The following is a 7,263-nucleotide window of genomic DNA, read 5'->3' on the forward strand; positions in this document are numbered from 1 at the left end:
ATATTCTTTATTAAATTGTTCAAAATTTATTTCATTTTTAGATACTTTGTTCCATATATCAGAAACTTCTATTTGCATTTTCCATTCTTCTTCACCATAAAATTCTTCTAATTCGTTTAAATAATATATTTTTGGCATTTTATATCTATATTTTTTATGTATATATAAAAAATTAAATATCAAAATAAATTATAAAAACGTTCAGGTTTTAATTTATCCCTTAATCTGTTTAAATTATCTAAAAATTCATATTTGGTTAATACTGTTTTATAAGGATTAGTATTACCTATGGTATGGTTCAAATCATGTCCAATAGATTCTTTTAAATTTGATACAAATTCTTTATTTTTAAATAGACGATCATAAGAATATTCAATTAATTTTTGATATTCATTAGAATGTCGATTGATTTCCTTATTTTGCCAATACAAAGTTTGTTTTTCTTTCCAATTGAATTGTTGTCCATATTTCCATGCTAACCCACCTGATAATTTCCATAATTTTTGTTTATGATAAATATCATTAGTTTTTAACGATTGTAAAAATCCTTCCATTGATTTTATTATAACACCATCTATTTCAAATTCATAAGGGTATAGGTTTGATAATTTTTTTTCTAAATCAACCCCATTAAAACTAATATCTATCATCTTACCATATATAATTTATTATATCTATAATCTATTATTGCTCCATTTGCATTTAAAAAATCTGAACCTATTATACCAACAATAATTGAACCATCTTTTTTAAAATATTCATTGATATCACTAAGGTCTGCCCCAACAAAACTAACATGAAATAAATCAATATTATAATTATAAATAACATATATATCAGTTAATCCACCAATACCCATATATCTATTTGTTAAAAAAGGAATATATTTAAATCCATATTGTTCAGCTTTATTTATATCTAATACACATTTAGACGCACCAGTATCAATTAATAATTTAGCTCTATTATAATTTAGTAATACATCAATAAGTAACATATCATTGTATCTTACTAAATTATATTCCATATAATTATAAGGAATATTAATAGTGGATAAAGGAGTACAACTTGTAAATAAAAATAATATAAATATTATTTTTTTCATAAAAATTTTTACTATCTTTGTCATAAATTTTTAGGATTAAAATATTTAAAAGTTTTAATATAATACTAAGATACCTTTAAATAAAAATACCCTACTTAAAAAATAAAAAAAATATGCAAGTATTTGTTATTGATTTAGATGTAAAAAAATGTGCCCAATATCATTGTGATAGACACATTGTTAAAATGCCAATTGAATCTGCCCAATTATTGTGTTCTGCTCACCATTTAACTTCAGATAGAAAAGATATTCCGTATAAAAAAACACATATTAATCATCCTTGTTTAAAGTGGGTTATGGAAAGTAAATCCAATTATTATTGGTTACTGTCTTTATTAAAAAAACAATTAATAGAATATACATATAGATACGGTAGAAGACATAAAACAAATGATGTATATGACTGGTTAGTTAAAAATGATATTAATTTAAAAGATAATGGTTTAACTAAATTTGCACTAGCAATGCCAGATAAATATAAAAGCGATGATGCTGTTGATTCATATAGGAAATTTTATATTGGTGAAAAATTACATTTTTTAAAATATACCAAAAGAAACATACCATATTGGTTATTAGAACATTTAAAATAAAATTGGAAAAAAGTAAACATTTTATATTTTATATATTATAAATTAGAATGATTGTATTAAATACAAATATACCTCCTATTAAACCTGTTTTTATAAACAGCGAAGAACAATTTTTTCAAATATTTGGCAAACCTTATAATTATCTTATAGAAGTAAGAAAAGAAAAAATAATAAAAATAATAAAAAGATTTAATGATGCAGCATGATACTAATAAATGTAGAGAAAACATGATAGAGCATATTAGAAAAAATGATCATAAATTTAAACAATCTGAATATAATCGTATTATATCGAATTTAAAAAAATTACAAAGAATAGATAAACTAAATAAAATAAAAAATAAATTATAAAACTATGAGATTATCAGTCGTTGGTTCAAGAACATTTAACAATTATCAATTATTAAAAACAAAACTAGATGAAATACATCAAGAAACACCAATAACTTTAGTTGTATCAGGTGGAGCAAAAGGGGCAGATTCTTTTGCAGAAAGGTGGGCAAGAGAAAACAACATCGAAACAAAAATATATTATCCTGACTGGAAACTATATGGTAAAAAGGCGGGTTTTGTTAGAAATAGAGATATTGTTACAAATTCTGATAAAATGGTTGCATTTTGGGATAATATGTCTAAAGGTACGCTACATTCTATAAATATTGCAGATTACAACCAAATACCATATATGATTGTTAAATTTTAAAAGGGAAATATATTTAATATTTCCCTTTTGTTTTTAATATATAAAAAATATGAAAACAAAATTTATTAATTTTATAAAAGAAAGCAAATCTTTTACCTATAAAGTAGGTGATGTATTTACTTATGATGAACTACCAAGAGAAGTTAAAAAAGATGTTGTTACTGCTTTAATAACTGATGAAGTATTCGATGAAACTGATCCTGATCCAGATGAATTAAAATATGAAATTGTTCTCATACCATATGATGAATTAATGGAATGGTTAGATAATGTCTATGGTGCAGAATTAAATGATATGTTAGATGATGACTATATTATTGAATTATCTGAAGATATAAAAGAAAATGGTTTAAAATATCCAATTATATTTGGTTATGATAATTATAGAAGCGAAGGACATCATAGAGCATTAGCTTTCGCATTATTAGAAAAACCTATACCATCAATTAAATTTATTTATCCGAATAAATAAAAAGGGAAATATATTTTCCCTTTTATTTTTTTATATATACTAAAAAATATAATTAGTATATGGAAACTAAATTTACCAATTTTATTAATGAAAATTCTGATAACACCACCTATAAACAATTTATGGATGATGTTAGAAAAGCAATTATAGCAGACTTTAAATATGATAAACAACAAGCTATAGAGTATATTAAACTTTATAATAAACAATTTAAAAAACTATGGCAAAATAAATATACACCAAGGGAATCAATAGTTGCAACTTTAAGACCAGGTTTCAAAATTGATGATAATTACAATAAAAGTATTATTAATGATATAGATAATGATTATGAAGATCTTTTAATTAAGATAGAAAAATCAAAATCTGATAATGTTATTGTAGATATTCATAATTATTATGATAAATTTTCATCTACATCATATCCAAATATAATGGTAGCGAATAGACTAAAGAAAAATTATATAAATTTATTAAATAAATATAAAGAAAAATTTAAATAGTATGGTTAAAAATTTTATTGATTATATTAATGAATCTGTTGATTTAGAAATAAATATAGAAGAAGATAATAATTTAATTAAAGATATAATTAATAATTTATCATTTATTTATAAAAAAAGAAAGAATAAATATTTAAGACCAAAAACAATTAATGGTAAAATAAATGATATAATTGAAATAAATATATCTATGTACAATAATGATATAATTTATATTAAATATGAAAATAATACATTAAGAATTGATATAAATGGTAGTATGGATTATTATATGGATAATATTAAAAAGGATGATATACCATATAAAATATTTAATAGATATATTAAATATATAGAGAATAATAATTTTAAAGTTATTAGAAAAAATATAACATTATAATATGAATAAAGTTGATACATTTGTATATTTTATGTTTAGAAAAATATTTGATAATAAAAATAATGATAAATTACCATTAAGATTTTCAATTGCATTTAGAGAATTGTTAAGATCAATAGATAGTGATATATCTAGAAGATTATTGCGAATGGAAGGTGATTCAGATAAAGGAGAATTCACAAAAACATTTATTGATATTGATAATGATTCATATGATAAAATATCATTTATAATAGTAAATAAAATAAAAGATGTTTTACCAGAAATTAATGACATTAAGAGTAATTGGATAAGTTATGATGATCAAGAAATCATATATAATGCTAGACAAAGATCTACAATGAAAATAAATAGATTTATTAATGAAGTGTTTAAAAATGAATACGAGTCAGTAAAATTATCAGAAGAAGAAAAAGAGTATAATAAAGAGCATAGAATATTAACAAAACCACAACAACTTGAAGAATTTGTAAATAAATTCAAATCATTGAGAAAACCAGCTAAATTTGAATTACTAAAAGGTGATGACATAATAGATGCATATAATTATAAATCATATAAAAATTCTAATGGATCATTAGGTGACTCTTGTATGAGACATGATAGGTGTTCTGATTATATAAATTTTTATGCAAAAAATGATGAAAAAGTATCATTACTAGTACTAAAAGATAGAGAAGATGATACTAAAATAATTGGAAGAGCATTAGTATGGAAATTAAGTGTTCCAAAAGGTAGATATTTTATGGATAGAATTTATACAAGTTATGAGTTTGATGTTGAACATTTTAAAAATTATGCAAAAGAAAATAAATGGCTATATAAATATAGACAAAATATGTCAGAAAATGAATTTATTTATGATACTATTACAAAAGAAAAAGATTATATGGATTTATATGTATATGGTATCATGGATAATGGTACATATCCATACATGGATACATTGAAATATTATGATAGTAATAGTGGTGAGTTAACAAATGTTGAACATGACTATTTTAAAAAATTAGAAGATACGAGCGGCGGATATGAAGGTCGAAATATATATTCGTGGGAAGAATTAGTAGATATGTATACTGATACAATATTAGATGATTTTCAATACTATGCACAAAATTATTTTCCGGGTGACGTATGGTATCATATAAATGATGATAGATTTGTACAAGATTATATAGAAAGAGAAATTGATTACTATTATGAAGACTTTGAAAATATTATTAATGAAGATTATATTATAAAATATATTAAAAAATATGTAAGCGAAGAAGGATTAAATAAAGGATTAAAAATGGTATTAGATGATGATTATGATATTGAATTATCTAGTATAGAAGATCTTAGTAATGAACAAATATTTGAGTTAGTAGAAGAACTAGACATTAAATATGAAATATCAGAAGATTATACCAATGATAGGTACTCTAATTATAGTGCAAAAGATTTAATGGAAGAAATTTATGGATCTTCAGCAGTAAGAGATTTAGACGATTATGTTTATGACAATATAGAGAATTATATAGATATGGATGAATGTGCTAGAGAATACGCAAGAAGTGAGGATGAAAGTTATTTGAGGGAAATATATGAAGATTAAAAAATAAAAATAAATATGTCAAAAATTAAAAAATATAAAGATTTTGATGGTAAAGATAATTTATCAAAAGATATTATCATTCTATCAAAAGATGAAAATGGTAATTTTGAAAAAATTGATGAACCTGTTAATATCCTACAAATAACAGGTATAGTTACCGATAAAGAAGATTTAAAGAAAATAGAAGAAGCTTTCACTCTTGATACTTCTGTTGTCGTTAAAGATGTAAAAAGAGGAGATATATTATACCTAACTTGCCTATTAGAAAAAACCAGTAGTTCTGCAAGGAATGCACAAAACTGGGGAATATTAAAAGTTAGAGTTGTTGAATACTACTATGGGTTGAATAAATTAAACACACTAATAAAAAACAAATAATTATGATAACTAAATTTAATATGTTTAATGAAAATATCGATACAAGAGAAACAGATTTTGATTTTTATCTTAATCAGATAAATGATCCTAATAATTGGAAACCAATAACAAATGATCTATTTTATATGATCGAACAAGAAGGATGGGTAGAAGAACTAACACCAGAAATAGAAGATGATGATTATTTAGACACGATAGAAAAAATTAAAAGTAGATTTACATATAAAGAATTAAATTTATTAAACATAGATAAAAATGGAATTATTGAAGGAGAAGAATCATCAATAGAATTTTTTAATGAACTAGATATATTATTAAAATCAGACCAAGAATACCCATATAATACTTTAGATTTTATCGATTATGATAAAGGTAAGGTTTATATAATAAAATATAAAAACTCCTAAAAACATACTTAAAATGACAATGAAAAAATTTTTAAAATATTTAATTTTTATATTAATACTATTATTCATGAATAGTTGTTATATCACTAGAATACCAGGTAATTATACACCAGAAGGTGTTAAAAACTTTATCGAATCAGAAAAAAGAATATCAAAAGAAAAAAGAAGATACGAAAAGTGGCATAAAAAAAATAATAAAAGAATTAATAGATTACAAAGAAAATAAATTTAATTATTTTATTTAAATCAGATTTGCCCCCTTATGGTCCATAATAATTAATATATAAAGATAAAAATTATTATGGATTATTTTATTTATACACTATCCGATCCAATTGATGAAGAAATTAAATATATTGGGAAAACTAAAAATCTTAAAGATAGATTACAACGTCATATGAATCCCCATAACTTAAAACAAACATGGCAACCTAAAACCAAATGGTTAAAATATTTAAAAAATAATAACCTAAAACCAATAATGGAATTATTAGATATAGGTGATGAAAATAATATCGATGATTTAGAAATATATTGGATTTCACAATTTAAAACATGGGGATTTAAATTAAAGAATGATACAAATGGTGGTACGACACTAAGACAAAAAGGCACAAAATTAAAAGAACAACATATAGAAAAATTAAAAAAATCAATAAAAACAAAAAAACCTGTTGTTCAATATACAATAAATAATATTTTTGTTGCAGAATATGAATCAATATCAGAAGCGACAAGACAAACTGGATTATCACATATATCCAGTTGCTGCCGTAATGTAAGGAAAAGTACAGGTAATTATTATTTCCGATATAAAGATAATTATTTTCCATATATTGAACCAATAGATTATTGGACAGGATCTCACCATTCTAAACAAAGTATCGAAAAAATAAAAATGAACCACCCTTTAAGAAAAATAATATACCAATACAATATTGAAACAAATGAATTAATATCAAAATACGAATCTATTCATGAAGCAAGTGAAAAAACTGGATTACAAAGAGGTCATATATCTAAATGTTGTAGAGGGATTAAAAGCTTTAATAGTGTAGGTGGATACTATTTTAGATTTGAAGATAATTATTTTCCATTTGTTAAACAATATGCATCAATGGGA

The 7,263-nt window shown here is 22.6% G+C and carries 11 protein-coding genes; 9 read left to right on the plus strand and 2 right to left on the minus strand.

Annotation, left to right across the window (positions count from 1 at the left end; translation table 11 throughout):
* Window positions 1-179: 179 nt before the first annotated feature.
* Window positions 180-650, minus strand: a complete 471-nt coding sequence (locus RBR25_RS17160) for a hypothetical protein (RefSeq protein WP_432820762.1) — start codon at window positions 648-650, stop codon at window positions 180-182.
* The gene (locus RBR25_RS17165; protein WP_432820763.1) at window positions 647-1,105 is read right to left on the minus strand and encodes a retropepsin-like aspartic protease; all 459 of its coding nucleotides are present in this window, start codon (window positions 1,103-1,105) and stop codon (window positions 647-649) included. The genes RBR25_RS17160 and RBR25_RS17165 overlap by 4 nt, the downstream gene beginning before the upstream one ends.
* Before the next feature lie 113 nt (window positions 1,106-1,218).
* On the opposite strand from RBR25_RS17165, the gene RBR25_RS17170 reads away from it, so the two are divergent.
* The 9 genes from RBR25_RS17170 to RBR25_RS17210 form a co-directional block, all read left to right on the plus strand.
* On the plus strand, window positions 1,219-1,698 hold the full coding sequence (locus RBR25_RS17170; protein WP_432820764.1) for a pyrimidine dimer DNA glycosylase/endonuclease V: 480 nt from the start codon (window positions 1,219-1,221) through the stop codon (window positions 1,696-1,698).
* Window positions 1,699-2,053: 355 nt separating this feature from the next.
* The gene (locus RBR25_RS17175) at window positions 2,054-2,401 is read left to right on the plus strand and encodes a DUF2493 domain-containing protein (protein ID WP_432820765.1); all 348 of its coding nucleotides are present in this window, start codon (window positions 2,054-2,056) and stop codon (window positions 2,399-2,401) included.
* A 49-nt stretch (window positions 2,402-2,450) separates the two neighbouring features.
* Window positions 2,451-2,873: a ParB/Srx family N-terminal domain-containing protein gene (locus RBR25_RS17180; RefSeq protein ID WP_432820766.1), complete on the plus strand. Its 423-nt coding sequence runs from the start codon at window positions 2,451-2,453 to the stop codon at window positions 2,871-2,873.
* A gap of 59 nt (window positions 2,874-2,932) precedes the next feature.
* The gene (locus RBR25_RS17185; protein WP_432820767.1) at window positions 2,933-3,376 is read left to right on the plus strand and encodes a hypothetical protein; all 444 of its coding nucleotides are present in this window, start codon (window positions 2,933-2,935) and stop codon (window positions 3,374-3,376) included.
* A gap of 1 nt (window position 3,377) precedes the next feature.
* Window positions 3,378-3,755 carry a hypothetical protein gene (locus tag RBR25_RS17190; protein WP_432820768.1) on the plus strand — a complete coding sequence of 126 codons (378 nt, stop codon included), beginning with the start codon at window positions 3,378-3,380 and terminating at the stop codon, window positions 3,753-3,755.
* A 1-nt stretch (window position 3,756) separates the two neighbouring features.
* Complete coding sequence (locus RBR25_RS17195; protein ID WP_432820769.1) at window positions 3,757-5,355, plus strand: hypothetical protein; 1,599 nt, start codon at window positions 3,757-3,759, stop codon at window positions 5,353-5,355.
* A 15-nt stretch (window positions 5,356-5,370) separates the two neighbouring features.
* Window positions 5,371-5,733 carry a hypothetical protein gene (locus RBR25_RS17200; protein ID WP_432820770.1) on the plus strand — a complete coding sequence of 121 codons (363 nt, stop codon included), beginning with the start codon at window positions 5,371-5,373 and terminating at the stop codon, window positions 5,731-5,733.
* Between the two features lie 2 nt (window positions 5,734-5,735).
* On the plus strand, window positions 5,736-6,140 hold the full coding sequence (locus RBR25_RS17205; RefSeq protein ID WP_432820771.1) for a hypothetical protein: 405 nt from the start codon (window positions 5,736-5,738) through the stop codon (window positions 6,138-6,140).
* Window positions 6,141-6,441: 301 nt separating this feature from the next.
* Window positions 6,442-7,263 (plus strand): NUMOD1 domain-containing DNA-binding protein (locus tag RBR25_RS17210; protein ID WP_432820772.1); only part of this gene is annotated, 822 nt, incomplete at its 3' end.

The sequence above is a fragment of the Trichloromonas sp. genome, assembly GCF_034006665.1.
In the GTDB taxonomy this organism is placed as follows: Bacteria; Desulfobacterota; Desulfuromonadia; order Desulfuromonadales; family Trichloromonadaceae; genus Trichloromonas.